Origin of the sequence: Akkermansia muciniphila (genome assembly GCF_900184965.1) — a bacterium.
Classification (GTDB): Bacteria; Verrucomicrobiota; Verrucomicrobiia; order Verrucomicrobiales; family Akkermansiaceae; genus Akkermansia; species Akkermansia muciniphila_A.
The window spans coordinates 24732-51122 of record NZ_FXYA01000198.1 but is presented as its reverse complement, the minus strand read 5'-3'; the positions used below and the strand labels follow the sequence as shown (position 1 = coordinate 51122).

16 protein-coding genes and 2 tRNA genes are annotated in these 26391 nt (G+C 58.0%); 10 read left to right on the top strand and 8 right to left on the bottom strand.

Features of this window, described 5'->3' with window-relative positions; all coding sequences use genetic code 11:
- Window positions 1–3 precede the first annotated feature (3 nt).
- The gene (gene dnaA / locus CI070_RS06635) at window positions 4–1410 is read right to left on the bottom strand and encodes a chromosomal replication initiator protein DnaA (RefSeq protein ID WP_094135984.1); all 1407 of its coding nucleotides are present in this window, start codon (window positions 1408–1410) and stop codon (window positions 4–6) included.
- 530 nt (window positions 1411–1940) lie between these two features.
- On the opposite strand from dnaA, the gene CI070_RS06630 reads away from it, so the two are divergent.
- The gene (locus CI070_RS06630) at window positions 1941–2501 is read left to right on the top strand and encodes an NUDIX hydrolase (RefSeq protein WP_094135983.1); all 561 of its coding nucleotides are present in this window, start codon (window positions 1941–1943) and stop codon (window positions 2499–2501) included.
- Window positions 2502–2713: 212 nt separating this feature from the next.
- Window positions 2714–2788 (top strand) — tRNA-Met (locus CI070_RS06620).
- A gap of 389 nt (window positions 2789–3177) precedes the next feature.
- Here CI070_RS06620 and CI070_RS06615 read toward each other — a convergent pair.
- The 3 genes from CI070_RS06615 to secA all read right to left on the bottom strand — a co-directional run bounded on the left by CI070_RS06615 (window position 3178) and on the right by secA (window position 8934).
- Entirely contained in the window at window positions 3178–3828 is a 651-nt protein-coding gene (locus CI070_RS06615) for a PEP-CTERM sorting domain-containing protein (protein WP_143245557.1), read from the bottom strand.
- A gap of 577 nt (window positions 3829–4405) precedes the next feature.
- A complete protein-coding gene (locus CI070_RS06610) occupies window positions 4406–5506 on the bottom strand; it encodes a GNAT family N-acetyltransferase (protein ID WP_094135981.1) in 1101 nt (366 codons plus the stop codon).
- A 74-nt stretch (window positions 5507–5580) separates the two neighbouring features.
- The gene (gene secA / locus CI070_RS06605; protein WP_094135980.1) at window positions 5581–8934 is read right to left on the bottom strand and encodes a preprotein translocase subunit SecA; all 3354 of its coding nucleotides are present in this window, start codon (window positions 8932–8934) and stop codon (window positions 5581–5583) included.
- 212 nt (window positions 8935–9146) lie between these two features.
- On the opposite strand from secA, the gene uvrA reads away from it, so the two are divergent.
- The gene (gene uvrA / locus CI070_RS06600; RefSeq protein ID WP_094135979.1) at window positions 9147–14669 is read left to right on the top strand and encodes an excinuclease ABC subunit UvrA; all 5523 of its coding nucleotides are present in this window, start codon (window positions 9147–9149) and stop codon (window positions 14667–14669) included.
- A gap of 124 nt (window positions 14670–14793) precedes the next feature.
- On the opposite strand, the gene CI070_RS06595 is transcribed toward uvrA, so the two are convergent.
- Together CI070_RS06595 and CI070_RS06590 are read right to left on the bottom strand one after the other, a co-directional pair.
- Window positions 14794–14881: transfer RNA gene (locus CI070_RS06595), tRNA-Ser, on the bottom strand.
- A gap of 129 nt (window positions 14882–15010) precedes the next feature.
- Window positions 15011–15916 carry a phosphotransferase-like protein gene (locus CI070_RS06590; RefSeq protein WP_094135978.1) on the bottom strand — a complete coding sequence of 302 codons (906 nt, stop codon included), beginning with the start codon at window positions 15914–15916 and terminating at the stop codon, window positions 15011–15013.
- 138 nt (window positions 15917–16054) lie between these two features.
- On the opposite strand from CI070_RS06590, the gene CI070_RS06585 reads away from it, so the two are divergent.
- Window positions 16055–16414, top strand: a complete 360-nt coding sequence (locus CI070_RS06585) for a TfoX/Sxy family protein (protein WP_256943701.1) — start codon at window positions 16055–16057, stop codon at window positions 16412–16414.
- 84 nt (window positions 16415–16498) lie between these two features.
- Here the strand turns inward: CI070_RS06585 and CI070_RS06580 are convergent, their stop codons facing one another.
- On the bottom strand, window positions 16499–16768 hold the full coding sequence (locus CI070_RS06580) for a TlpA disulfide reductase family protein (protein WP_256943539.1): 270 nt from the start codon (window positions 16766–16768) through the stop codon (window positions 16499–16501).
- Window positions 16765–17265, bottom strand: coding sequence for a GNAT family N-acetyltransferase (locus CI070_RS06575; protein WP_094136078.1), 501 nt, complete (start codon window positions 17263–17265; stop codon window positions 16765–16767). Before CI070_RS06575 ends, CI070_RS06580 begins: the two co-directional genes overlap by 4 nt.
- Window positions 17266–17449: 184 nt before the next feature.
- On the opposite strand from CI070_RS06575, the gene CI070_RS06570 reads away from it, so the two are divergent.
- The 6 genes from CI070_RS06570 to CI070_RS06550 all read left to right on the top strand — a co-directional run bounded on the left by CI070_RS06570 (window position 17450) and on the right by CI070_RS06550 (window position 26057).
- A complete protein-coding gene (locus CI070_RS06570; RefSeq protein WP_094135975.1) occupies window positions 17450–18304 on the top strand; it encodes a hypothetical protein in 855 nt (284 codons plus the stop codon).
- A gap of 275 nt (window positions 18305–18579) precedes the next feature.
- On the top strand, window positions 18580–18723 hold the full coding sequence (locus CI070_RS13935; protein WP_164907766.1) for a hypothetical protein: 144 nt from the start codon (window positions 18580–18582) through the stop codon (window positions 18721–18723).
- A 165-nt stretch (window positions 18724–18888) separates the two neighbouring features.
- A complete protein-coding gene (gene argS / locus CI070_RS06565; RefSeq protein ID WP_094136077.1) occupies window positions 18889–20646 on the top strand; it encodes an arginine--tRNA ligase in 1758 nt (585 codons plus the stop codon).
- Window positions 20647–20659: 13 nt separating this feature from the next.
- Window positions 20660–22273, top strand: a complete 1614-nt coding sequence (locus tag CI070_RS06560) for a tetratricopeptide repeat protein (protein WP_094135974.1) — start codon at window positions 20660–20662, stop codon at window positions 22271–22273.
- 327 nt (window positions 22274–22600) lie between these two features.
- A complete protein-coding gene (locus CI070_RS06555; protein WP_094135973.1) occupies window positions 22601–24703 on the top strand; it encodes a M3 family metallopeptidase in 2103 nt (700 codons plus the stop codon).
- Window positions 24704–24734: 31 nt separating this feature from the next.
- Window positions 24735–26057 carry a Gfo/Idh/MocA family protein gene (locus CI070_RS06550; protein ID WP_094135972.1) on the top strand — a complete coding sequence of 441 codons (1323 nt, stop codon included), beginning with the start codon at window positions 24735–24737 and terminating at the stop codon, window positions 26055–26057.
- Window positions 26058–26391 lie beyond the last annotated feature (334 nt).

The following is a 26391-nucleotide window of genomic DNA, read 5'->3' as shown; positions in this document are numbered from 1 at the left end:
AAATCAATCCCTCAGCTCTTCTTCCAGCCTCTGGACGATGTCCCTCACGCGCACATCCTCTTCCATACGGGAGGCTACCAGCTTGTTCGCATGAATGACGGTGCCGTGGTCCCGTCCGCCGAATGCCTGGCCGATATCCTTCAGGGAGCGTTCCGTCAGGCGGCGGCTCAAGTACATGGCGATCTGGCGCGGAAAGGCGATGCTGTTGGGGCGGCGCTTGCCGGTCAGGTCGCTCACCTTAAGTTCGTAAAAATCCGCCACGCGCTTCTGGATGGAATCCACGGTCAGGATGCGACTTGTTTCTTCCCGCAGGATGTCGCGTAGAAGCTGCTCGATTTTGGCGATATCAGGCATGTCTCCGGACAGGGAAGTAAAGGTGGCCACACGGAGCAGCGCGCCTTCCAGACGGCGCACGCTCTTCTGGATGCGGCTGGCCAGAAACTCCAGAATTTCGTCGGAGACGTTCATGCCGGCCCGGTCGCGCTTGCTGCGCAGGATCTCCAGCCGTGCGTTGTCGTCCGGAAGGTTCAATTCTACCGTAAGGCCGGATTCCAGGCGCGCCGCCAGCCGGGGGTCCAGATTGGAAATGTCGCATGCGGCGGCATCCGCGCAAATCACGATGGTTTTGTGGGCATGGAACAGTTCGTCAAACGTATGCAGGAATTCTTCCACCGTTTTTTCCTTGCCGGAGATAAATTGCACATCGTCCACCAGCAGGACGTCAGCCTTGCGGTATTTGCGGCGCAGTTTGGTGAAGCTTTGTCCGTTTTGGGTTCGGGAAGCGTCAATAAATTCATTGGCGAACTGTTCGCCCGTGACGTACACCACATTGGTGGATGAATCCTGATGGAGCACTTCATGGCCGATGGCCTGGAGCAAATGGGTTTTACCTACGCCGGATTTTCCGTACAGGAAAAGCGGATTGAACAGGGGCCGTTCCGACTGGGCGGCGGACAGCCCGGCCTGATACGCGAAGCGGCTGTCTTCATAAACCACGAACGAATCAAACGTATATAAATCATTCAGGCATGCCCTAGCTGCCGGGGTGCGCTGTTTTTTGACCGGTGCGGCCGGGGAATCCGCCGCCTGCGGCGTTTTGGCCCGGGAAGAAGCTTTTTGCGGCTGGCCTTCTGCAGCGGGCATGGAAGCCACGTCATCCGTGCAGACGAACTTGATCTGGCGTTCCGTGCCCAGAGCCAGCATGGCGGCCTGCTTCAGCTCCGGCGTATAGCTGTTTTCCACCCAGAGGGCGGCCATAGGATCGTCGCACACCAGCGTCAAAGCCTTCCCTGAATCCTCCAGCAGGGAAAACTTGGGAAACCACAATCCATACACCTCCGGGGACATGATTGTTTGCAGGGCTCCCGTGATTCTGGACCAGGCGGCAGACAGTTCTGATGGCGGCGTCATTGTTATTGGAAATAAAAGATGTTGCTGGTTAGAAATAGCCGTAAGGCGTTCCGTCCCGCTACGAGGCCGTCCTGCGGATGGAACCGTATCAGGTTCCTCCGCAGCCGTGACAGCTCGTGGCGTTCATCGGGGTGGAGAAGGCGAACTCATCCGCTTTCAGTCCGACACCCCGGTTGACGGGAGCGCCAAATTACTGATTTGCGTCTGAGGAAAAAATATCTTTTTGAAACAGCGCGAGTCATCGTTCCGCGGCTCTACGTTCCACGGGGGTTCCACATGAAAAAATATTTTGTTCTTGCTTCCTCCGATAATTTAGTACTCCTGAGTATATTTTCTGTATGACGTTGTGAATTGCTTATTATCAATATGTTATTATGTTGTTACTGGCCCGGGTGACGAAAAGGGCATGATTACGCCGCCGGAAATCAACCACTTACAGGAACCGGAGCGGAATTGCCCGGGAAGATGCGGAAGGGAGGCGGTCCGCATGGTTGACAACGGCCGGCCGGGAACCTAACGTGGGTTGCATCATGGAACACATGGAACAGCCAGAGGAAGCATGCCTGTCTCTTTGCCGGGGGAAATTTCTGGAACTCCTGAAAGAAGGAAGGTGGGAATACGTGCGCCGGGTTAATGCCACTGGAGCCGTCATGATTGTGGCCGTGACGAAAGAAGGAGAACTGCTGCTGGTGGAAGAATACCGCGTTCCCCTGCATGCCCGGACTGTCGGACTGCCCGCGGGGATTTCCGGGGATGAAGGGGAGGAAAGCACGCTGCAATCCGCCCGGCGTGAATTGGAAGAGGAAACCGGATACCGTGCGGACTCCTGGACGTATCTTTTTGAGGGGCCTTCTTCCCCAGGATTGACTACGGAAATGGTATCTTTCTATCTGGCGGAAGGCCTGCATCGAATATCGGAAGGAGGAGGTGTGGCTAACGAAAATATTACGGTGCACCGCATTCCGCTTCCTCTGGTGCATGGCTGGCTGATGGAGCAGATGGAACAGGGAAAAGTGGTGGACCCGAAAATCTTTATGGGCCTCTATTTCCTGTCCCGCTCTGTCAGTGGCATGGGTTTGGAGGCATCATAATGCCCCGCGCCGTAAATGCCCGTATGCGGGAAACGGCCTGGGACGCAGGCCGTGTGAAACGGATGAGTGGAAAAAATGATTCATCAGTAATAATTTACCTGAAGGGAAAAGCGGGTTGCCGTGATAAAATGTTCCTGATCCATAAAAAAATCTGGACATTCTTTCCAATCCGGGCTAAATATTTCCCCGCCTTACGGCATCAACCACTTAACGGCAGGGTAGCTCAGTGGTAGAGCAGAGGACTCATAAGCCTTTGGTCGGGTGTTCAAATCACCTCCCTGCTACCATCTTCAAAGCCCCTTAAATCCAACGGTTTAAGGGGCTTGTTACTTTTAGAGCATAGTTTACATTCCATGCTGGAAAACAGTGAAAAAGGGTATAATGTAGTCAAAAAGCATGCATAATGATGCACAGCTTGGTTGACGGTTGGAAGCCGCGCCCTTGCACTTCCCGCCCTGGGAAACCGTGGCGGGTTGTTATTACGGTGCGTGTCTCTAACATGGGGATATGAATGTTAGATTGGAATCCCATTTACGAGAAACTGCGCTTTCTTTTCTCATAAATTTTACCGTTCAGGATGCCGGATGAAGGGAAGGCCTGGTACCGGACAGATGCCGGAAAATAAAAAAACCGCATTGCTTTTGGGCAATGCGGCGGAGGAGAGAGGGGAATGGGTTTAGACGCGGCGGCGCATCATCAGAGCGGCTAACCCCAAAAGGCTCAGAGACGCCGTAGCCGGTTCCGGCACATTTTGAACTGCAAAGGAAGCGATAGGAACATAATTCGTAACGATTGTCCCGTTCTGGTTGTAAAGCTCTTCCCCATTGGAATTTGTTGCAAGCCTGACTCCTGCGCATGCAAGGGGTGATGATTCCGAGGGAGACTGTCCTCCAGCCAGACTGGTCAAGGTACTTTCCGGGGACAGATTGTTAAATGAGGATTCGTGTCCATAAAAGACGGCTGTGTATGTTGTGGATGAGGACAATAGAAGATCACTGAAGGTGAATGTATTTTTCCCGACAGGAGCGGAAGCTTGCCATGCGGATTTACCTACAAAGTTCCAAGTTTCCCCATTCTTTTCATAAATGGCAATTCCCAGAGCGGAATTGCGATACCACGTATTGGCAGTAGTAAGAGCAAGGCTTTCCAAGAGAACCTGATCCGCAAGAGGGGCTGATGGTGTTAACCAACCCGAGTTGGTCAGCGTAAAATTGAATCCGGTACAGCCCGCTTGATTATTGGAGGTTTGAGGCCCAGTGACAGTAATTTGTTCCGCACCTGCATTGGCCATTAGTCCAATAACCAATAGAGTCAGAGTTTTTTTCATATGGAATGTACAGTTAAAGTTAATAGAAATAGTATGAATGTGTGTGTCAAAATAACGGATTTGGAATCCGGCGTCAACGTAAAATTATAAAATGGGAAAAGCGTAAACCTGTTACCGTATTTTTCCCTCCAGTCCTGACCGGAGAACAAGACAAATTTTCCCTCTCCATTTTTTATGAACACGCAGGAAAAAAAACGATATCCCGCTTCATCCTCCTTTCGCGAAGATAGATTTTTCAAATTAATTATTAATGCATTACATATATAGCTAATAGAAATCCCGATAATCGGAATGTTTTTTGCTACGAAAATATCCCATCTCTTGCATTTGCGCTGCGGATTCCAAATTCGCAAAATTCTTTTTTGACTATATAGCTTTTATAATGTTTTTATTATCAGATTATTATTGCTGATTCTTTTTCGGTAGGAAGAAGATTCCAAGAGGAAAAGAGAAATGGAAAAACCTTTCCTGAACTTACTATATACCCTTTAACGAGCAGACGGGAGTAGCTACCCGCCCATTTGGTGCAGGGAATTCCGCCCATAAGCAAGAACGGAGCAGATAGGTAAATAGAAAACTATTTCAGCCTTAACCCAAAAACCCCGGATTTGCGACCGCTGAGTTCCAGGGTGCGCAGACGTTCCGGAGGCAGGCTGTCGCGGGAAAATTCCGCGTAATGCATGCGATCCCGGAAGTAATGGACGGCGCTTTGGGAGAGGGCGAAGATGAAGTCCATGCCCATTTCCTCCGCTTTCCTTTTGGCGAATTCACATAATGCGCGGCCGTAGCCGCGGCCTTCATGGCGGTGCTTGATATACAGGCAGCCCAGTTCCGCACTGTGGTGTTCCGGGTAGGGATAAACGGCAACGCAGCCCACGATGCTGTCGTCCAGGGTCAGCACGTAGTAACTGTCCATCCTGGCGGCGATGTCTTCGTAATTCCGGTTGACCAGTTTGGAGTCCACCACGGAACGGGCGATCATGGAGAGGAGCTCCGGAATGTCTTCTTCCTTCAGCGGGCGTATTTCCCGGTAGGAGTCCGTGTGGACCATGGTGCCTACGCCTTCTTCAGAGAAGAGTTCCTCCACCAGCACGCCGCGCATTTTTCCGTCCAGCAGATGCACGCGGGGGATTCCCGCCCGGCAGGCTTCCGCCGCCTGGTCAAGCAGTTCGCGGTGGGTCACGTTTCCTGCCAGCCCCGCTACTTCCGATTCCAGAATGGCGGCAATGGGGCGGCCATCCAGAGACGGAACCTTGTGGTCATTGAGCAGGGCGATGTATTTGGAGGCCCCCAGGCTGAAGGCCATATGGACGGATTCCGGGTCAAAAGAGCCGGAACGGCCGGAAGCCACCACGGGAATCTGGTGGCGCCCCAGGATTTCCCGGACTCTTTCCCGGACAAGCTGGCCGCCTTTCAACGGCGCTTCCACCAGGGCGGAACGCATTTCACAGACGCGCGTGTGTTCGTACAGCGCGGAGGCGTCCGCCCCTTCCACAATCAGGACGGGCCTGACGCCTATTTCCTGCAGTACGTCCAAGTCCAGCAAAGCGTCCACCAATTCCCTGGAATCCACCAGGGGGCGTTCCACGTGCACGGCAAAGATTTTATCCCTGAAGTACGGAACATACTCCAGCACGGAACGGACATTGGCGGATTTGTTGGGCGGGAGCGTAGCCAAGGCGGACCGGAAGTTTGGGGCCGGGGGAACGGGAATATCCGCTTCCCCCGGTCTGTAAATGATGCGTGGCGTTTTTAGAATGTGCGGGTATCCGCGGAATCCCGGTTGTCCATGGTTTCCGCGAAGTCCTGGGAGTCCAGAGTAACGGCAGTTTCTTCCCCGTCTCCGGAGGAGGGCGTTGCCGCCGACGCCTGGGGGGCTTCCTCCCTGCGGAGGACGACGCTGACCTTGCGCTTGGGCATGACCAGTTTAGGTTCCGCCACGGCGGGTTTGTAACCTTCCCCAATGGTAGTGGCGTCGGAAATGACGGCCGGGGCCTGTTCCGGTTCCGCCTGCTGGGCGGCTTGTTGTTCCCGTGCCCGGGAGACTTGTTCCCTCAGGGCTGAGAGCAGGTCCGAAGGCATGCCGTCAAAACCGATTTCAGGCAGGCTGGTTCCGCCTTCCTGGTTTTCGTCGGAAGATTCGAACTGGGGCAGGCTGGCCAGGAAGTCCTCAAAGGCGTCCAGGTTGGTGGTGCTCTTGAAGAGGTTGCTGATGGCTTCTCCCTTGATGCTTTCCATCAGGGTGATGAAGAGATCGTAAGCTTCCGATTTGTATTCCACCAGGGGGTCTTTCTGCCCCTGGGCGCGGAGGCGCACGCCTTCCCGCAGGGAGTCCATGTTGTACAGGTGTTCCTGCCACATTTTGTCAATGGCTCCCAGGATGATCTGGCGTTCCATGTGGTCCAGGTATTCCGGGCGTTCGCGGGAAGCTTTGTCTTCGTAAGTGGCCTTGACTTTGTCAGTGAGGAAGGCGATGGTGTCGTCTATGGGCCGTTCTTCCAGTTTGGCGGCCTCCGCCGTGAGTCCCAGCGGGAAAGATGCGTTCATCCAGGCGAGCAATTCGTCCGGGTGGGTGACGCCTTCCGCATCCGGGTCCAGGAATTCATGGGCGCGCGTAGCGATTACTTCTTCCAGAATATCGTAAATCATTTCACGCGGGTTTTCCGTGGAGAGCACTTCATTCCGGTATCCGTAAACGATTTCGCGCTGCTTGTTCATCACGTCGTCATAGTCCAGCACGTGCTTGCGCCACATGTAGTTGCGCTGTTCCACCCGTTTCTGGGCGGATTCCACGGATTTGTTCAGGAAACTGTGTTCCAGGGCTTCGCCGTCGGCCACGCCCAGGCGTTCCATCATCTTGGTCATGCGTTCCGCCGCGCCGAAGTTGCGCATCAGGTCGTCTTCAAAGGAGATGAAGAACTGTGAGGCGCCGGGGTCCCCCTGGCGGGAACAGCGGCCGCGCAGCTGGCGGTCAATGCGGCGGGATTCATGGCGTTCCGTACCCAGAACGAAGAGGCCGCCGAGGTCGGCTACGCCTTCGCCCAGCTTGATGTCCGTTCCACGGCCCGCCATGTTGGTGGAGACGGTGACGGCTCCGCGCTTGCCGGCCTGCGCCACGATTTCCGCTTCGCGCTGGTGGTTTTTGGCGTTCAGCACTTCATGGGGGATTTTGGCCCTCTTGAGCATGCGGGAGAGCGTTTCGGAGGCGTCCACGCTGGCCGTGCCTATCAGGATGGGCTGGCCTTTGTCGTGAAGTTCCTGGATTTTGTTGACCACCGCATTGAATTTTTCACGGCGGGATTTGAAGATGAGGTCATTCTGGTCCTTGCGGATGCAGGGGCGGTTGGTCGGGATGGGAAGAACGTCCAGCTTGTAAATATCATGGAATTCCGCGGCTTCCGTTTCCGCCGTGCCGGTCATGCCCGCCAGTTTTTTGTACAGGCGGAAGTAGTTCTGGATGGTGATGGTCGCGTACGTCTGGTTTTCACGTTCCACTTCCACGCCTTCCTTGGCTTCCACCGCCTGGTGCAGACCGTCGCTCCAGCGGCGTCCCGGCATTTCGCGGCCCGTATTCTGGTCGATGATGATGACCTTGCCTTCCTTGACGACGTATTCCACGTCTTTTTCGTAAATGCAGTAGGCCTTCAGCAGCTGGGAGGTGGTGTGCAGGCGCGCTCCCGTTTCGTCAAGCTGTTTGGTCAGTTCATTTTTGCGGCGCAGTTTGTCTTTTTCCGTCAGGCGCGGGTCTTCGTCCATTTCCGCGAAGGCGGTCCCCAGATCCGGCAGCACGAAATCTTCCGGATGGCCGGGGGAGATGACCTCCCTGCCTTTTTCCATTAAGTCGGCGTCGTGGGTTTTTTCATCCACGGTGAAGAACATTTCCTCCTTCAGCTTGTAGAGTTCCTTCTTGCGGGTATCCTGGTAAAGGGTCAGTTCATATTTTTCCACGATGCGGCGCAGTTCGGGATCCTGCATGGCGCGCAGGAAGGCGCGGTGGCGGGGCTGGCCCATTTTTACCTTGAACAGGCAGCGGCCCACTTCTTCCGTGCGGCCTTCCTCCTGGGCTTTCAGGGCCTGCGCCATCAGTTCGTTGCAAAGGTCCGTCTGGGCCTTCACCACGCGCTCAATGGCGGGGCGCAGGGTATCATACTGCTGTTCCCGGGTGACGACCGCGGGGCCGGAAATGATGAGGGGGGTGCGGGCCTCGTCAATAAGGATGGAGTCCACTTCGTCCACAATGGAGAAGTAGTGCCCGCGCTGCACCTGTTCGGACTTGGAGGTTGCCATGCCGTTGTCGCGCAGGTAGTCGAAGCCGAATTCGGCGTTGGTGCCGTAAGTGATGTCGCAGGCGTATTGCTCCCGGCGGAGCTGGGAGGGCATCATGCTCTGGATGCAGCCGACAGTCAGCCCTAGGAACTGGAAGAGCATGCCCATCCATTCGGAGTCGCGGCGCGCCAGGTAATCGTTCACGGTCACCACATGCACGCCCATGCCGGTCAGGGCGTTCAGGTAAACGGGGAGGGTGGCGACAAGCGTTTTCCCTTCTCCCGTGGCCATTTCCGCAATGTAGCCGCGGTGCAGGGCAATGCCGCCCAGCAGCTGCACGTCAAAGTGGACCATGTCCCAAACCTGTTTTTGTCCGCAGATATCGCGTTCTTCCCCGCAGAGCAGGCGGGCGCCGTGTTTGACGGCGGCAAAGGCCTCCGGCAGTATCTGGTTCAGATAACGTTCGCGCAGCTTGTCAAACTGGGGCGTGATGTTGTTCCAGGCGGCTTTCCCTTCTTCAATGGAGGCGGGGGTGGCTTCCACCGTGGGGAGGGAAGCGAATTCTTCTTTCAGGGATTCAAAACGGGCGTTCAGTTTGGCGGCTATTTCCTCCAGATCTTCCCTGGGCGCGGCTTCCACAATGCGCACGGGGGGCAGATCCATGGGGAGGAAGCGATGGAGGTACCCCTGCCATTCCTTCGTTTTCTCAAGCAGGAATTCCTGTCCCTTGCCGTTCCATGATTCTTCAATGGAAACGATTTGTTCCACAATGGGGCGCAGACGGCGCACTTCACGCTGGTTTTTAGTGCCGACAATCTTGGTTAGAATCCACTTAATCATCTTTGTCTTGTTGAAAATTGACGAGGTAGAGTCGCTTTCAGCGGTCTAAGAATCGAAAAATACTAGCGGCTGCCGGAAGAAATGCAAGCACGGCCCTCCATTTGTGCCGATGATGACGTAATAGGCTGGACCTGGCCGGACGCCGCTGGAAACCCGGATTCATGACAGGCGCTTCTCTTGGAATGATTCCAAATTAATAATATTCTTTCTCCATGAGTCATTGCGAGGATGGGCGCATCCGCATCCGCGGCGCCCGTGAGCATAATTTGCAGAATGTGGATGTGGATATTCCCCTGGGGCGGCTGACGGTGGTGACGGGACCTTCCGGCTCGGGGAAAACGAGTCTGGCCATGCACACGCTGTACGCGGAAGGCCAGCGGCGTTATATGGAAACTTTTTCCCCGTACGTGCGCCAGTTCATGGACCGCATGGACAAGCCGGACGTGGACGCCGTAGAGAATATTCTTCCGGCCATCGCCCTGCATCAGCGCAACTCCGTCAGGACATCCCGCTCCACGGTAGGGACCATGACGGGGCTGAATGATTACTGGAAGTTTGTTTTCGCCCGTCTGGCCGTGGGCATTGACCCGGAAACAGGACGGGAAATCAAGCCGGAAACGCCGGGCACCATTGATGAAAAACTACATGTGGACTTCCCCGCCGGAACGGAAGTGATGGTTTGCCTGGAGGTGGCGCGGCCCGAATCCGTGGATCTTCCCGCGTTGAAAAGGAATCTGGTGGCACAGGGGTATTTGCGTGCTTTTGCGCATGGAGAGACCCTCCGGCTGGAGGATGAGGATTGGACGCTGGAGGAAGGAGAACCGCTGCTGGTGGTTCAGGACCGCGTGAGGCTGACGGAAGACCAGAGGGAACGCAGGCTGGAAGCGCTGGAAACGGCCATGCGCCTGGGCGGCGGGGTGGCTCATGTGATTCCCCGTGTGGACGGCGTCTGGCTGTCCGCTTTGAAATTCCGCGGGGACTGGCATCCGCTGATGGAGCCGCGGCCGGGCCTGTTTTCTTTCAATTCCCCCCTGGGGGCGTGCCCGGAATGCCGCGGCTACGGGCGCGTCATCACGATTGACTACAACCGGTGCATCAAGCCGGAACTCAGCGTTCATGACGGGGCCATCCATATTTTTGAGGGGGACGGGAAAGTCTTTTCCGAATGCAAGCGGGACCTGATGCGCGGCTGGCGCAAAAACGCCCGCAAAGTCCGTCTGGATGTGCCGTGGAAGGATTTGAAGCAATGGGAGCGGGACTGGCTGCTGTACGGCGACGGCGATGACCCGGATGAAATGTATGAACAGGGGCTGTGGTACGGCATTGCGGGCTTTTTCAAATATCTGGAAAGCCGCACGCATAAGATGCACGTGCGGGTGTACCTGAGCCGTTTCCGCACGTATCAGGAATGCCCCTCCTGCCATGGTCTGCGCCTGAGGCCGGAAGCACTTCAATTCAAGGTGGGCGGCAAAAGCATGCCGGAACTTTCCGGCATGCCCATGGATGAGCTGCTGACCTGGGTGGATAGGTACGTGACGCCGCGGGCGGATGAAGACCCCGGCTTGAAACATGCCGTGGCGGAACTCAGGAGCCGCCTGGAATATCTGAATGAAGTGGGATTGGGCTACCTGACGTCCGACCGCTCCACGCGGTCCCTGTCCGGAGGGGAAATTGAACGCGTGAGCCTGACGACCTGCCTGGGCGCATCCCTGACGGATACGCTGTTTGTGCTGGATGAACCTACCGTTGGACTTCATCCCCGCGATACGTCCCGTTTGATTTCCGCCATGAACCGGCTCAAAAAGCGCGGGAACACCCTGGTGGTGGTGGAGCATGAGGAAGCGGTCATGCGCGCCGCGGACTGCCTGGTGGACATGGGCCCCGGTTCCGGACGGGAAGGAGGAAGGCTGGTTTATTCCGGGGAGCCTGCCCGGATTGGAGAAATTGCGGAATCCCTGACGGGGGCTTTTCTTTCCGGCAGGCGACGCATCGCGGTGCCCAAAAAGAGGCGTAAGCCGCGCCGGTTTCTGACCGTATCCGGCGCCACGCGCCATAACCTGCGCAAACTGGACGTGAAAGTGCCCCTGGGCGTCTTCACTTGCCTGACAGGCGTCAGCGGGTCCGGGAAAAGTACCCTGGCCCACGATGTTCTTTACCTGAACGCGCTGGTGGAGAAAGGAGCCGTATGTGAGGAAGAACCTGCCCGCGTCAAGTCCATCAAAGGCTGGGAACATCTGGATGAGGTGGTGATGGTGGATCAGAGCCCCATTGTCCGCACCCCGCGCTCCACCCCTGCCGTTTATGCCGGAGTTTTTGAAGAAATACGCTCCCTCTTCGCGGAAACGGAGACGGCCCGCGCGCGCGGCATGAAGCCCGGTTTCTTCTCCTTCAACAGTGGGGACGGCCGGTGTCCGCGCTGCATGGGCATGGGGAGTGAGAAGGTGGAAATGCAGTTTCTTTCCGACATTTTCGTGCAGTGTCCGCTGTGCCGCGGCTCCCGGTACGGGAGCGAAGTGCTGAGCGTGTACCGTGACGGCAGGAATATTGCGGACGTGCTCGGCATGACGGTAGCGGCTGCGCTGGAATGCTTCAGCACGGAAAAAGGGGCCAAAGCCTCCCGCATCGCTTCCAAGCTGGGCGTGCTTCAGCGCGTAGGGCTGGGGCACCTGACCCTCGGGCAGCCTCTGAATACCCTTTCCGGCGGTGAAAACCAGCGCCTGAAGCTGGCTAAAATCCTGCTGGACCAGATAGGTTCCGGCGCGAACAGCCCCAAGATGCTGATTCTGGACGAACCGGGAACGGGGCTTCACTTTGCGGACATTGAAGTTTTGCTGGCCGTGTTCCGGGAACTGGTGGAGCAGGGGCATACCCTGCTGGTCATCGAACACAACCCGGAGTTCATCAAATCCGCGGACTACGTGATTGACCTGGGGCCGGAGGGCGGCGCCGGAGGCGGCCATGTGGTGGCCACGGGCACGCCGGAGGAAATTGTAGCCGCCGGAAAGGGATATACGGGCAAATACCTCAGGGATGTGCTGGAAGGCAACCCTTCCGTTTACGACCCTGCGGACGCCGCCGTCCCGGAATCCGCGGACATGGATATACCGGAAGGCGTCATGGCCCTGCGGGGAGCGCGCCACCACAACCTGAAAAACGTGGATCTGGACGTGCCGCGGGGAGAAATGACCGTGCTGACCGGGCTTTCCGGCTCCGGGAAGAGTTCCCTGGCCTTTGATATCTTTTTCGCGGAAGGGCAGCGGCGTTTCATGGACGTCATGTCCCCGTACGCCCGGCAATTCACGGAACAACTGGAAAGTCCGGACATTGACCGCCTGACCGGATTGCCACCCACGGTGGCTATTGAACAGAACATGTCCCGCGGAGGCACCAAATCCACCGTGGGAACCGTTACGGAAATATGGCAATTCATGCGTCTGCTGTATGCCAAACTGGGGCAGGCCTATTGCCCGCAGTGCGGCGTTCCGGTGGGCAAAAGGTCGGAATCCGAAGTGGTGGAGCTGGTGGCGAGGGTGCTGAAAAAACATGGCGGGCTCGCGTTGCTGGCCCCCCTCGTCAGGGGGCGCAAGGGGCATTACGCCGACCTGGCCCGCTGGGCGGAAGGAAAGGGATATGAGGAAATGTGGGTGGACGGCAAACTGGTTCCCCTGAGCGGATTCCAGCCGCTGGACCGCTATTCCAGCCATGACCTGGACCTGGTCGTTGCACGTCCGGAGGCCTCCTGGCCGCTGGAAAAGCTTGCCGGGGCGGTTCATGCCGCGCTGGAGATGGGGGAAGGGTTCCTGCAAGTGCTCCCGCCCGGTTCCGGCCGTCCGGAACTGATGGGCACCAGGCTGGCATGCGCCTCCTGCGGGCAATCCTTCCCGGAACTGGAACCGTACACGTTCTCCTTCAACTCTCCGCGCGGGTGGTGCCCCGTATGCCGCGGGCATGGAATTGTCGGCAAGGGGAAAGTAAAGGAAGATCAGGCGCAATCCCTGCTGGAAGCCGAATTGAAATATGACAAGGAACTGGCGCGGCGGGCGGACGATGACAAGGGAATAACAACCTGCCCTGCCTGCCGGGGCGTGCGGTTGAATGAATTTGCCCGCTCCGTGCGGCTTCAGGGCGTGACTCCCGGTGACATTGCCTCCCTGCCTGCCGTGGCCGCCGCGGAACTGGTCAAAGGGTGGCGATTTGAACGGGAGGAAGCGCTCATTGCCCGTGACGTCGTGGCGGAAATCACGCAGCGCCTCGACTTTCTCCAGCGGGTGGGGCTGGGCTACCTTTCCCTGGACCGGAGCGCCACGACGCTCTCCGGCGGGGAAACCCAGCGCATCCGTCTGGCTTCCCAGCTGGGCTCCCACCTCCGCGGCGTGCTGTACGTGCTGGATGAACCGACCATCGGCCTGCATCCGCGGGACAACGAATTGCTGCTGGGCACGCTGGATGAACTCAAACGCCGGGGCAACACCCTGCTGGTGGTGGAACATGATGAAGATACCATGAGGCGCGCGGACCATATTGTGGACATGGGGCCGGGAGCCGGCATCCACGGCGGCAGAATCATGGCCCAGGGCACCTTTGAGGAACTGGCCGCCATGCCGGACTCCGTCACGGGCGCGGCCCTGCACCATAAGCCCAGGCACCCCTACCGCGGGAAAAGGCGCAGGATTCCTTCCAAAAAGGATGAATCCGCGTGGCTGCGCGTGGAGGGCTGCCGCCTGCACAACCTGAAGGACGTGAACGCGGCCATTCCCAAGGGACGGCTGACGGTGCTTACCGGCGTATCCGGTGCGGGGAAAACCTCCCTGATGACGGGAACCATCCGTCTGGCTGCGCGCCAGGCCATCGGCGACAAGCTCACGAGGGACCAGAGAAAATTATGGAAAACCTCTTCCGGCTTTGACTCCATCCGCATGGTGTACGGCGTGGACCAGAGCCCCATCGGCAAAACGCCCCGTTCCACCCCGGCCACCTATGTGGGTTTCCTGGACGACATCCGGACCCTGTTCGCGCAGACGGCTGACGCCCGCAGGCTGGGCTTTGACCGCGGCCGCTTCTCCTTCAATACGGGGCAGGGCAACTGTGAATCCTGCAAGGGTACGGGCATGCAAAAGCTGGAAATGGACTTCCTGCCCCCCTGCTATGTGCCGTGCGAGACCTGCCGGGGTAAACGCTACAACGCCGCCACCCTGACCGTAAGGTACAAGGGGAAGACCATTGCGGACGTGCTCCAGATGGACTTTGCGGAAGCGGCGGAATTTTTTGAAAGCCAGCCCCGCATCTCGGATCCCCTCAAACTGCTGTCGGAAACCGGCCTGGGCTATCTGACGCTGGGGCAGGCCTCCAACACGCTTTCCGGCGGGGAGGCCCAGCGGCTCAAGCTGGTGACGGAACTCATCAAGGGCCGGCGCGTCAGCCGGAACGCCCTGATGAAAGGCAGGGAATTGCCCGGAGACCTGTACCTGATTGAAGAACCCTCCATCGGCCTGCATCCGCGGGACGTACGGCTGCTCATTGACGTGCTGCACCGTTTGGCGGACCAGGGAAACACCGTCATCGTCATTGAACATAACACGGAAATCATGGCGGAAGCGGACTACGTCATCGACATGGGCCCCGGCCCCGGCGATGCCGGAGGAACTATTGTGGCGGAAGGCACGCCGGAACAGATAGCCAGGAAAGAATCCCCCACAGCGGAATACATCCGCCGGGAACTGAATGGGGAGTCTTAGGCAGGAGGAAGGATCAATAAGGCACTCAGGGCCGTTCCGGGAATGCCGGGGCGGCCGTCGTATTCGCCTGCCTTTTTCTGTTCAGCGAAAACAGGCATGGCTTGCGTCCGGCATCAAAGAAGTTTGGCGGAGAGAGTGGGATTCGAACCCACGGTGGGTTGCCCCACGGCGGTTTTCAAGACCGCTGCATTAAACCGCTCTGCCATCTCTCCATGCAACAAGCGCGGGCATAGGCTATCGTAACGAAGGCGGTTCTGTAAAGTCCTATTCATGTCTTTCCGGCATGTTTGCGGGAACAGCCCGTTTTCCCAAATGGGAGGCTGCCGCCTGTTCCCGCGGCATCAGGGCAAGAATTCTCCCGGCAGGAGGCTGATGAGCCGCATGGCGCATTTTCGGGGAGCGTCTTCGGAAGTGTCTATGGAGAAATCATGCGGGAAATGGCGGTGGATGCCCGCGTGCTGGCGCTGGGCATGAGCCGGGGCTGGGGTCCGGTCAGTGCGGCGCCGCTCGCGCTCCAGCAGAACATCCTGACGGCATTCCACCCTGACCAGGATGCGGGGGATGCCGTCCAGGCGGTTCAGGAGGTCCTGAATCCAGCAGGGGGATTCGCCGATGACGTGGTCCACGATGACCAGGGCGCCTTTCCGGGCCGCCTCTGCAATGGCGGCGTGGAAAGATTCAATGAAGGGCAGGCCGGATTCCCTGACGGCATCCAGGGCGGTTTCATGCTTTCCCCGGCTCATGGCCAGATAATCGTCCATGGAGAAAATCATGGCTTCCTCTTTCAGCAGAAGCCGCAAGTTCCGGGCCAATGTGCTTTTTCCCGCGCTGGAGGCTCCGTTGAGTAGGATGACGCGCCCGCTCCGCGGTCGGGGAGCTTTCCGTTTCTCCGCAGGCTCTTCTTTCCAGTACAGGCGGAGCCTGCCTCCTTTCTTTTTCCCTGTCGCCGGGTTTTTCCCCGTAGTTTCATGGCTTTCCGGACGGCTCGCGGAGGTGTTTTGATCGCCGTCTTCCGTCCGGCAGGTTCCGGCCCCTTCTATAAGGGAGGAGGCTTCCTGACGGGAGATGCAGGCTGGTTTCCTGAGGATGTCGGACGCGGCGGTCATGGAAGGTTCATGGGCATCATGAATAAAAAGATTCGTCAGGGCAATCATAAGAATGGCTCCGTGCGGACGGAACCACCGCCGTTCGTGGCTTGCCGGGCAGGGGCGGGAGAGGATCTTCTTACGGAGCGGCCGCGGCGGCATGGATGCCGTCCGTCATGACTCCGTGGGGCATGCTGCGCCTTTTCCCGTCAATAACGAGGATGCCTCGTTCCTGCCGTCAGCCTTCCCGGCCGTCATTTGCTTCTTGCAGTGGGCGGGGGAGGCATGAGAGAGTCCGGCATGGCTTCTTCCCCGGATGTAGTAGAGTATATTTGTTTCCAGCTCCGGCATGCCGGGGATATTTCCTTCAGAAAAATGTTTGGGGACTACGGATTGTACTGCGGCCGGATATTCTTCGGTTTGGTGTGTGACAACCAGTTGTATGTCAAGATAACGGAGCCGGGGTTGAAGATGTTTCCGCAACAGGAGCAGGGCTGTCCCTATCCCGGTGCCAGGCCGTATTTCCTGGTGACGGAGCTGGACGATGACCGGGCCATCTCCTCCCTTGTCTGGGAAACATGCTCCGTTCTGGCTGCTCCGGAGGTTCCGGAGGGGAGGAAGAAAAAAGCCTCCGGTGAAAAAAGAAGCAGACGTCCTTAGACGCCTGCCGGCAGGAAATGGCTGCTTGAGGGAAAGGTTATTTTCCGGGAGTTTCCGGAGCGGCCAGGGAGGAGAGGCTCTTCTTCAGGCTGGAGGCGGCAGTCCGCCCGGGCAGGGGGCCTCCGGAATGCTCAGACTCTGGTAAATGGGGAAAGTGATTTTCTTTTCTTCCAGGAACTGTTTGACCCTGGGGGACGGAATCTGGCAGTGGCTGCCTATGACGGTAAAGCCCTTGGACTGGAATTTTTCCTGCAATTCCTGCAGATGCGGCATGCTGGCGATGCAGGGCGGGCTCCGGGGCCGCGCCCGGCTGGGAAAGACTTGACAGTTTTTTCTGAGGGAGAGGTGTTTCAGGCAATATCCAGTCCCATAATGTAGTCTGTCATATAATACCCGTGTCCGATGTGGAAATCCCCGCGTTCCAGTTCCCGCATGCCCATGCGCTGATAAAATTCCACCGCCCGGGTGTTATAACGGTTCACATTCAGGCGCATCAGGCACGGTTCCGGATGGATGCTCCTGATGTAGCTGATAGCGTGGCGGAACAGAAAGCTTCCGATGTGCAGGCCCTGGAAGCCGGGCAGAACGTAGATTTTCTGCAAATGGAAGACGCCGGGGCCTTCCGGCTGGACGGACAGGTAGCCGCAGTCCTTGCCTTCATGGGAGACGATAAAGTACACGTGCCCCTCCTCCATCTGTTTTTCCAGGTTGGCGGGGGAATACATCCAGTCCATCATGAAATCCATCTGCTCTCTGGAAAGGAGGTTTCGGTAAGTGGCCGGAAAAGCCTGGCTGGCCAGTTCATGGATCAGCGTGATGTCGTCCTTAGAGGCTTGGCGGAGAGTCGGCATGTCAGGAATATTACACGGAAAAGCGCCGGATGAAAAGGGCCTCCTCCCCATTTCCTGCGGAATTTTCCGGCATGGCCTATTTTCCCCTACCTATTCCGGCGGAGACATCCTATGCTGAACGCCGCCATTTTTCTGACAGCCTCCGGGAAATGCTGTTTTTATTGCGAACTTTGCATGTCCAGTCATGAAAGAACCCATCCCTATACAACAATGGCTTCCCGCGGGGCCTCTGAGGGACATGGGTGAAAAATATGTAAGCCAGCTTCCGGATGTGGCGCAAAATCCCATCGGTCCGGAATCCCTCATGCACCAGTCGGATCATTCCTGGTCGGAATACCTGGTGGCTTATTCCCTTCTGTACCCGGGAATAGCGATTATCCTGGCCCTGCTGGGAGGGCTGGGGCTTTGGGCTTTCTTCATTTTTTGCCGCCGCCGGGAATATGCCCACCGCATTTTCTGTTCCAAGTGCGGCTCCATGATGTACCCGTGCGGCCTGCACTGTCCGGAGTGCGGCACGTCCAATCCGTCCCCACGCGCTCTGAACTGGATAGGATATTCCAGGCTGCGCACCGTGGTTCCTCCCTCCGGATGGAAAAGGCATGAGGAAGTTCTCCGCAGCTACCGGCGGTGTTTTTACTGCGGGCAGCCGCTTCGTGAGCCATCTCTTGACCAGAGCTGCCCCGCCTGCGGCAGGGCGGTGCTCCAGGGGGAGGAGTCCGTGGACCGGTATGATGCGTATATTGGCCGCCGCAGGGGATGGACCTTCGCTGCCGTGGTCGTGCTGGGGGTGATTCCCATTTTGGGGCCGCTGCTGGCTTCCTCCCTGTACAAGAGAACGCTCGTTAATCCGTATTCCCTGTACATGACCGTATACCGGGAAAGTTTCCTGATGGTGGTGCTTTTCCTGTGCCGCCATTTGTTTCGCCTGCTGCCGTTCATCGGCGTCATCGGCATGCCCATCCTCTGCGTGACGGAATACCACTTGTACCGGCGCATGTTCCTGTGGAAAGCGGAGAAACATGATTTCAGGGGGGAATGAAGCGGGAAGCTCTTTTCCTGTAATGCCTTTCCGGCGCCTGAGCGGAAAATCATGGGGGGCGGATCTGTTTGGAACCCGGGCAGCGTATCGTTTGGTGAGATTCTCCTGATTAACGTCTTATATCTTATTGTATCAAGTATGACAAGGAATGCCTGGTTTTCTTATGGACTAAACTTACCTGGTACAGTATGTAGGAGGTGTTCCCCGGAGGGGGGGCACGGGAAGATTCCCCAAAGCCCCGCATACGGAGGAACAAAACCTGTAATATCAATAAGATGAAAATGAAAAGAAAACTGGCATCGGTTTTGGCGAAGGCTTTCTCCGGAAAGTCCGTGCCGGAAAAGAAACGGGAAAGGGAGGCCAGGGCCTCCAGGAAACTGGAAGCGTGGCTGAAGACTTCCAGAATGCGCTCCTTTTAGGGAAGCGCCCGCTGAAGTGAAGGGCGGATTCGGGCGCCGGGCGTCCGGTTCGCCGGCTGGGACGGGGATGTCATCTCCGTCCTGTTGTTTTTACCGGAAAAGGTATGTCTTGATGACAGTTGCGCCTTGACTACGGCGGTGGAATGTCCGTTCATCTGGACAGACATGACCATACCCGGAATTCTTGAAGAAAAGTTGTCCTCCGCGTTAAAAGCGGTGTTGGGGGAGGAGCTTCCCGCTGATTTTCACGCCTCGGTGACGCCCTCCGCTGATTTGCGGTTCGGGGATTACCAGAGCAACGCCGCCATGGTGCTTGCCAAGCGATGCCGCACGAATCCCCGTGCGCTCGCCCAGCAGGTAGCGGACCGGATAGGGCAGGATGCCGTGTGCTCCCTGGAGATTGCCGGGCCCGGATTCATCAATTTCCGCATCAGGCCGGAATTTTACGCAGCGCGCCTGCTGGTCATGCTGGCGGATGATCGGCTGGGGGTGGAAAAAGTGCAGGACCCCAAAACCATCGTCATTGACTTTTCCGCTCCCAACGTCGCCAAGCCGATGCATGTGGGCCACATCCGCTCCACCATCATTGGTGACGCTCTTTCCCGCGTGGCCCGCTTCGTGGGGCACCATGTGATTACGGACAACCACATTGGTGACTGGGGGACCCAGTTCGGCATGATTCTGTGGGGCTGGAAGAATATTCTGGATGAACAGGCGCTGGCCGCCAACCCCATTGACGAGCTGCTACGGGTGTACAAGGATGTGAACCTGATGTGCAAGGAAAAGCCGGAACTGCTGGATACCTGCAAGGCGGAACTGGTGAAGCTCCAGGCCGGGGACGGGGAAAACCTGGCCATCTGGAAACGTTGCGTGGAAGTTTCCAAATCCGGCCTTTCCAAGATTTACGACCAGCTTGACATCCATTTTGATTACTGGCTGGGGGAAAGCTTTTACAATGATGCCCTGGCCCCGCTGGTGGACGGCATGATCGCCGCCGGAATGGCCCGGGAGAGCGACGGCGCCATCTGCGTGTTTTCCGACGGTTCCGTGCCTCCCAATGAAGACCCCTTCCTTGTACAGGACAAGGGGGAATGGCGCGCCAACCCCTGCATTATCCGGAAAGCGGACGGAGGCTTCCTGTACGCCACCACGGACCTCGCGACGCTGGACCACCGCATCAAGACGTGGGGCGCGGATTCCATCTGGTACGTGGTAGGCGCCCCGCAGGCCCTGCATTTCAGGCAGATTTTCTCTACGCAGCGCCGCCGCGGCATGGACGGGGACTACCGGCACATTGCGTTCGGCTCCATTCTGGGGGATGACCGCAAGCCGTTTAAGACGCGTTCCGGGGATACGGTTTCCCTTCAGGATGTGCTGGATGAAGCCATTGAACGCGCTGCCCGAGTGGTGGAGGAGAAGAGCCCGGACATGCCGGAGGAGGAAAAGAAGCGCGTGGCGGAAGTGGTGGGCATAGGCGCCGTGAAGTTTGCGGAGCTTTCCCAGAACCGCATGACGGATTACGTTTTCAACTGGGACAAGATGCTGGCCCTTCAGGGAGATACGGCCCCGTACCTTCAGAACTCCTACGTGCGCGTCCGCTCCATCTTCCGCAAGCTGGACGGCGGGCCTTTGGACTGGTCCGCCCCCATTCAGCTTTCGGAAGACGCGGAAATCCATCTGGCCCGGCTTCTGGCCCGCTACGGGGAAGTGGTGCCGCAGGTGCTGGACGACTGCCGTCCGAACATGCTGGCCGCCTACCTGTTTGACCTGGCCAGGGCTTTCCATTCCTTCTATGAGGCGTGCCCGGTCCTGAAGTCGGAAGGGATGGTGCGGCACTCCCGCCTGGCCCTGTGCGAGCTGACCGCACGCACGCTGAAGCACGGGCTGGGCCTGCTGGGCATCCAGCTCCCGGACAGGATGTAACCGTTTCTTCCGTATGGCCGCCTCTTTCCTCCATGTCCTGCTGGCCTCCGCCGTGGCGGGGTGTTCTTCCGCCGCCGCGGACGGGGCACACGGGTACTGGATGAACAGCCCGTCCCTGAACGGCTGGCGGGAAGCCGTCTTCCGCGCCGGCGTTCCGGCGCAGCCTGCCGTGCTGCCGCCCGGCGTGGAGCCGATGATGGTGGGTTCCTCATCTCCCGCCGCGCAAATGCTGGTGCTGGAGGGAATGACGCATCTGCTCACGTTCGGGGACATGCGGGCTTTCCTTAAATTTGACGCCGCTCTCCGTCTGGACCCGGACTGCCTCATGGCCCATTGGGGCAGGTGCATGAGCCTGATGGGCGCGGGACCCGCTTTCCAGGAACAGCGCGTCCATTCCATGAAGCGCATGAAAGAGCTGGCGCTCCGTCCGGACTGCCCGGAACAGGAACGCGCTTATGCGGATGCCCTGGCCGTGCTGCTGATGGATGGCCCCGTGAAGGCGCAGGAAGCGTGGGAAACCATCTGTTCCACCTGGAAGCGCGACCCGTACGCCCCCCTCTTTTACGCCATGCTCCTGCGGGACGGCTTTGACGGGCAGGGCAACCCCGGAGAAGGGCAGAAGGAAGCCGTCCGCGTGGTGGAAGCCGTCCTGAAGGAACGCCCCGGTTCCCAGGCCGCCCTGTTCATGCGCGCCCTGCTGGAGGAAGTGGCTCCATCCATTTCTCCGGAAACGGTGGAAATCGCCCGCAGGGCCGTGGCCGCCAACCCCTTTTCCGCGTCCGCTCATCATTTGCTGGGCCATTGCCTGTTCCGCACAGGTGATTATGAAGGGGCTTCCTCCGCTTTCAAGGAGTCTGAAAATCTGTGCCTGGCCTGGGAAAAGGCGGAAAACGTGCCTCCCGCGCTGGATGACGCCTACTTCCGCTCCATCCTTTACCGTGCCGTTTCCGAATTCTGCGCCGGCCATTACAAAAAGGCGGAGGCCATTGCCTCCAGAGCCGCTTCCGTTCCCCTGGACAAAAATCATCCGCTGGCTCCCGGAACCCTGCTTCAGCTATGGGAGGCCAGGACGCTGCCTGCGCGCCTGATGCTGGTCCGGCCTGTCATTCCCCGGCAGGCCCTTGTGCTCAAGGCTTTTCCGGGGCCTCTTCCCAAGGGATTTCCGGATTTGAGCAACGGCATGACCGCCGTGTCCACCCAATACATGGGCGCATGTTACGCCGCAAGGCAGGGCAGAACGGATGCCGTGGCGTCCGCCTTTGACAAGATGTCCGGTATTCTGCGGCTGCTGATGGACGGCGCGGACGCCGCACGAAGGCAGATGAGCGTTTCCTACTGGGCGCGCTGCCTCCAGATGGGCAGCCTGTATTCTTCTGAAATCCGCTCCCTCATGTTTCCGGATTCCGCCAATGTCTGGATGTCCGAGGCCATACGGAGCCAGCGTTTTTCCTCCCTGCTCCTGCCTCCAGTAGTGCCATACCCCGCGGAATGGGTTCTGGCCCGCGCCTACCTGAAGGCCGGGAAATTCCGGGAATGCGCGGATATGTGCGAACAGGCGCTGAAACGCTTCCCGAACCATGCCGGAGTGCTGGAGACCCTGGATAAGGCCCGTTCTTCCGGAAAATAATCCGGAATAAGCGGTGGAAACGGTTCTGTCGCCCGGTTTTGGATTGGAAACGGCATTTCCCCGCATCAAGCTGGAACATGACGCCCAATCCCGTGGCAGGAAGCTTGTTCATCTTGAAAAATAAGCCTGCGGTGATAAAAAAGGGGCGTGAAGCCGTGCCCGGAAGGGCGGATTCCGTCCCCGCCGCATTCATCAAGATGCCCAGCAGGCCGCGGCCGTTCCGCCGGATGTCTCTGAAACATGGTAAGTTTTATTTTTTCATGGCTGTTGCGGCAAATTCCGGAACGCGGCCGTTTTCATTTTCAATAACATCATACATCAAGCAATATGAACCATCCCTATCTGGACCCCGCCTTTCTGGTTTCCTGGTCCCGGCTTACGCCGGAGGCCATCAAGCCGGACATCACGGAAGCCATCTCCCGCGCCAAAGAGAATATCCGGGCCATCTGTGACCAGCCGCTGGATTCCCTGACTTATGAAAGCACCTTCGGCGCTCTGGAAAAGGCTTCCGAGGACCTGCACCTGGGCTGGGGCCGCATCATGCACCTGGACTCCGTCAATGACGAACCCGCCCAGCGGGAGGCCATCGGGGAAATGCTGCCGGAAGTGGTGACCTTCTCCTCCTCCGTGCCTCTGAACCCGCGCCTGTGGACGGTGCTGAAAGCCGCGGCCTCCTGTGACTGGGTGGAAGACCTTTCCCCCGTCAGGCAGCGCTTCATTCAGGAAACGCTGGCGGATTTCCGCGAGAGCGGGGCGGACCTGCCGGACGACGTGAAGCCGGAATACGCGGAAATAGAAGCCCAGCTCTCCCTGAAGACCAAGAAATTCGCGGAAAACGTGCTGGACTCCACCAACGCCTGGGAACTCATTGTGGAAGATGAGGCGGAACTCTCCGGGCTGCCGGATTCCGTGAAGGAGGCCGCCCGCCTGGACGCCCTGGCCAACGGCCACGGCACGGAAGAAGAGCCCCGCTGGCGCTTCACCCAGAAATTCACCTCCCTCCAGCCTGTCATGCAGTTTGCGGACTCGGACAGTCTGCGCCGCCGCATGTGGGAGGGCTCCTGTTCCATCGGAAAAGGGGGGGAATACGATAATGAAGCCCTCATCGCTGAAATCCTGGAACTGAGGGACAGGAAAGCCCATTTGCTGGGGTACGGTTGCTTTGCGGATTACGCCACCTCCCGCCGCATGGCCGGGAGCGGGGCCAACGCCCTGAAATTCATCAATGACCTGCATGACAAGGTAAAGCCCTCTTTCCTGAAGGACATGGAAGCCGTCCGCAGATACAAGGAGGAAAAAACCGGAAAACCCGTGGAAAAACTTTCCCCGTGGGAAACCGGCTACTGGTCTGAAAAACGCCGCCGCGAACTGTACGCTTTTGACGAGGAAGACCTGCGCCCGTATTACTCCGTGGAAAAAGTCATGGAAGGGCTCTTTTCCATCTACTCCGGCCTGTACGGCATCACGGTCACGCCGCGCCCCACGGTGGCGTTCAAACCCGGTGAATCCGGGGAAGCGCCGGAAGGCGCGGTGGAGGTATGGCATCCGGACGTCCTGTTCTATGAATTGCATGATGCGGAAAGCGGGGAGCACCTGGGTTCCTTTTACGCGGACTGGCATCCGCGGGACTCCAAGCGCGCCGGGGCATGGATGAACTGCCTGAGCGTAGGGGAACCGCCGCATGGCGGCAAACCCCGCGCGCCCCATCTGGGTCTCATGGTCGGCAACATGACCAAGCCCGTGGGGGACAAGCCCGCGCTGCTGTCCCACCGGGAGGTGGAGACCATTTTCCATGAATTCGGCCATCTGCTGCACCAGCTCCTTTCCGACGTGGAAGTGAAGTCCCTGGCGGGAACCAACGTGGCCTGGGATTTTGTGGAACTGCCCTCCCAGATTAATGAAAACTGGTGTTGGGAGAGGGAATCCGTGGACCTCTTCGCCGCCCACTATGAAACGGGTGAAAAAATACCGGACGAACTGTTCTCCAAAATGCGCTCCGCCCGCAATTATATGAGCGGCACGGATTTCATGCGCCAGCTCTGCTTCGGCAAGCTGGATTTGGAGCTTCACGTCAACTGGCCGCAGTACAAGGGCGTTCCGCTGGAAGAAACGGATGAACGCATCCTGGCGGACTACCGGGTGCCGATGACGGACCGCGGCCCTTCCGTGGCGCGCCGCCTGACGCACATCTTCGCGGATCCCACGGGCTATGCCTCCGGCTACTACTCCTACAAATGGGCGGAGGTGCTGGAAGCGGACGCTTTCAGCCGCTTCCTGAAGGAAGGAGTGCTGAACCCGCAAACCGGGCGCGACTTCCGCCGCTGCATCCTCAGCAAGGGCAACAGCAAGCCCGCCGCGGAACTCTACCGCGACTTCATGGGCCGTGATCCGGACGCGGAAGCGCTGCTGGTCAAATCCGGCGTTCTTTAACCTCTTTACCCACATTATCTGAACAATCCTTATGTCTGAACAAAAGAGACTCTCTCTCGCCGGCGTCGGTTGCGGTTCCCGTACGCGCACTTACATGAAGCTGGCTATGGAACAAAAAGACCGCTACCGCATTGCCGCCGCGGCGGATCCCGTCAAACAGCGCACGGAAGCCGTCCGCGATTTTGCCCCGGAGGAGGAACGGGACTCCGTCCGCCTGTTCAAGGACGCCGCCTCCCTGCTGGCGGAGCCGCGCCTGGCGGACGTGGCTATCATCGGCACACAGGACGACTACCATTACGCTCCCTGCAGGAAGGCCATGGAGCTGGGCTATCATGTCCTGCTGGAAAAACCCATTGCCAAGACGCTGAAAGAAGCGCTGGAACTTAGGGATATGGCCCGTGCGCTGAAGCGCCGCGTGGCCGTGTGCCACGTGCTGCGCTACACCCAGTTTTACCGGACCCTGAAAAAAATCATCGACAGCGGGGAAATCGGGGACGTCATCACCTTCAACGCCAATGAAGGCGTGGGGGCGTGGCACTTCGCCCACTCTTTCGTACGCGGACACTGGGGCAACAGCAAGACCTCCACTCCCATGATCGTAGCCAAATGCTGCCATGACATGGACATCCTCTACTGGCTCATGGGCCGGCGTAAATGCCTCTCCGTCGCCAGCTTCGGAGAGCTTACCTTCTTTACGAAAAAGACGCTCTCATCCCCCCGGCCGGAACGCTGCACGGACTGGACCACCCCGGTGGGGGAAGACCCCTGGGACGCCCGCAAATACGCTACGGACGACGAATGCAAACGCTGGCTGGGGATGGTGTATGACCGTGCGCAGGAAGCTACCGCGGAAGAAATCTGCGAATGGCTGAAAACTTCCCCGTGGGGCAGGGACTACCTCCAGTGCGACAACGACCAGCCGGACCACCAGGTTTCCATCATGCGTTTTGAGGGAGGCCTGACGGGCACGTTCACGATGACGGCTTTCGAACAGGGACGCCACATTGAAGTGTACGGCACCAAAGGCAAAATCCGCGCCGGGGCCTTCTACAAGGAAAACGGCCCTGGTGAAATCACCGTGACGCCCCACTTTGGCGGCAAAACCCGCGTGGTGGAGCTGGAGGAACTGGCCGGAGGATACCAGGGGCACGGCGGAGGCGACTGGGGATTGATTGAGGCTCTGTATGATGACATGCTGACGGTGCCCTCTCCGGAAGATATGACCACCTCCATTGAAGAATCCGCCCATTCCCATGTCATGGCCTTTGCCACGGAACACGCCCGGCTGACCGGTCAGGTGGTGGATGTGGCTGAGTTCGAGCGCAAGGTGGCGGACGGAAGTCTGGATTATTGATGCGTTTTTCCCGTGGTTGGGAACAAAAAGCGCAGACATTCCGAGTGTCTGCGCTTTTTATATATGGAATTCCATCCTTTTTTTAAACGAATTTGGAATCCGCAGCGCAAATGCAAGAGATAGGATATTTTTGTATCAAAAAATGTTCCGATTATCGGGATTTCTATTAGCTATATATGTAATGCCTTAATAATTAATTTGAAAAATCTATCTTCACGAAAAGAGGATGAAGCGGGATATCGTTTTCTTTCCTGCGTGTTCATAAAAAATGGAGAGGGAAAATTTGTCTTGTCCTCCGGTCAGTACTGGAGGGAAAAATACGGTAACAGGTTTA

What these genes read in the sequence shown, in the direction of transcription:
- uvrA (WP_094135979.1), top strand. Translation starts at nt 9,147, where the DNA reads ATGAGTCATTGCGAGGATGGGCGCATCCGCATCCGCGGCGCCCGTGAG.
- dnaA (WP_094135984.1), bottom strand. Translation starts at nt 1,410, where the DNA reads ATGACGCCGCCATCAGAACTGTCTGCCGCCTGGTCCAGAATCACGGGA.
- CI070_RS06585 (WP_256943701.1), top strand. Translation starts at nt 16,055, where the DNA reads ATGGCTTCTTCCCCGGATGTAGTAGAGTATATTTGTTTCCAGCTCCGG.
- secA (WP_094135980.1), bottom strand. Translation starts at nt 8,934, where the DNA reads ATGATTAAGTGGATTCTAACCAAGATTGTCGGCACTAAAAACCAGCGT.
- CI070_RS06560 (WP_094135974.1), top strand. Translation starts at nt 20,660, where the DNA reads ATGGCCGCCTCTTTCCTCCATGTCCTGCTGGCCTCCGCCGTGGCGGGG.
- CI070_RS06630 (WP_094135983.1), top strand. Translation starts at nt 1,941, where the DNA reads ATGGAACACATGGAACAGCCAGAGGAAGCATGCCTGTCTCTTTGCCGG.
- CI070_RS06615 (WP_143245557.1), bottom strand. Translation starts at nt 3,828, where the DNA reads ATGAAAAAAACTCTGACTCTATTGGTTATTGGACTAATGGCCAATGCA.
- argS (WP_094136077.1), top strand. Translation starts at nt 18,889, where the DNA reads ATGACCATACCCGGAATTCTTGAAGAAAAGTTGTCCTCCGCGTTAAAA.
- CI070_RS06590 (WP_094135978.1), bottom strand. Translation starts at nt 15,916, where the DNA reads ATGCCGCCGCGGCCGCTCCGTAAGAAGATCCTCTCCCGCCCCTGCCCG.
- CI070_RS06550 (WP_094135972.1), top strand. Translation starts at nt 24,735, where the DNA reads ATGTCTGAACAAAAGAGACTCTCTCTCGCCGGCGTCGGTTGCGGTTCC.
- CI070_RS06575 (WP_094136078.1), bottom strand. Translation starts at nt 17,265, where the DNA reads ATGCCGACTCTCCGCCAAGCCTCTAAGGACGACATCACGCTGATCCAT.
- CI070_RS06570 (WP_094135975.1), top strand. Translation starts at nt 17,450, where the DNA reads ATGAAAGAACCCATCCCTATACAACAATGGCTTCCCGCGGGGCCTCTG.
- CI070_RS06555 (WP_094135973.1), top strand. Translation starts at nt 22,601, where the DNA reads ATGAACCATCCCTATCTGGACCCCGCCTTTCTGGTTTCCTGGTCCCGG.
- CI070_RS13935 (WP_164907766.1), top strand. Translation starts at nt 18,580, where the DNA reads ATGAAAATGAAAAGAAAACTGGCATCGGTTTTGGCGAAGGCTTTCTCC.